Origin of the sequence: Phenylobacterium soli (assembly GCF_003254475.1) — a bacterium.
In the GTDB taxonomy this organism is placed as follows: domain Bacteria; phylum Pseudomonadota; class Alphaproteobacteria; order Caulobacterales; family Caulobacteraceae; genus Phenylobacterium; species Phenylobacterium soli.
On sequence record NZ_QFYQ01000010.1, the window covers coordinates 1 to 468 of the forward strand.

Below are 468 nucleotides of genomic sequence, written 5' to 3' on the forward strand. Positions count from 1 at the left end.
GTCGTCGCCGGCCTCGCCCTTGATCAGGTCATTGCCGGCGCCGCCGTCGAGGGTGTCGTTCCCCGCGCCTTCGTCGTTGAAGACGGTGATCGCGCCGGAGACGCCGATGCCATGGGTGTCGACGTGGATCACGCTGTCGCCCAGCAGGGTGTCGTCGCCACCGCCGCCGAGGATGGAGTCGGAGCCTCCATATCCGGCCAGAACGTTGTTGGCGCCGTCGCCGGTCAGCACGTCGTTGTAGGTCGAACCCGAGAGGTTCTCGAAGTTCGAGATCGTCATCGACCCCTGGCCCGTCGTCTGGGCCGAGCCCTGGCTGGCCAGGGAGACCGTGACGCCAGCCGAGCTGATGTCGGTGGCGTTGCCTTCGAAGGAGAGCGCGTCGGTCCCCGCGCCGCCGTCGAGCACATGGTCGCCCGCGCCAACCTGGACGAGGTCGTTGCCGCCAGCGGCCGAGATGGTGTCGTTGCC

The 468-nt window shown here is 68.6% G+C and carries 1 pseudogene; it reads right to left on the minus strand.

Annotated features, from left to right (window positions below):
- Positions 1–468 (minus strand): annotated as a pseudogene (locus DJ017_RS19910) (hypothetical protein); the annotation flags it as partial.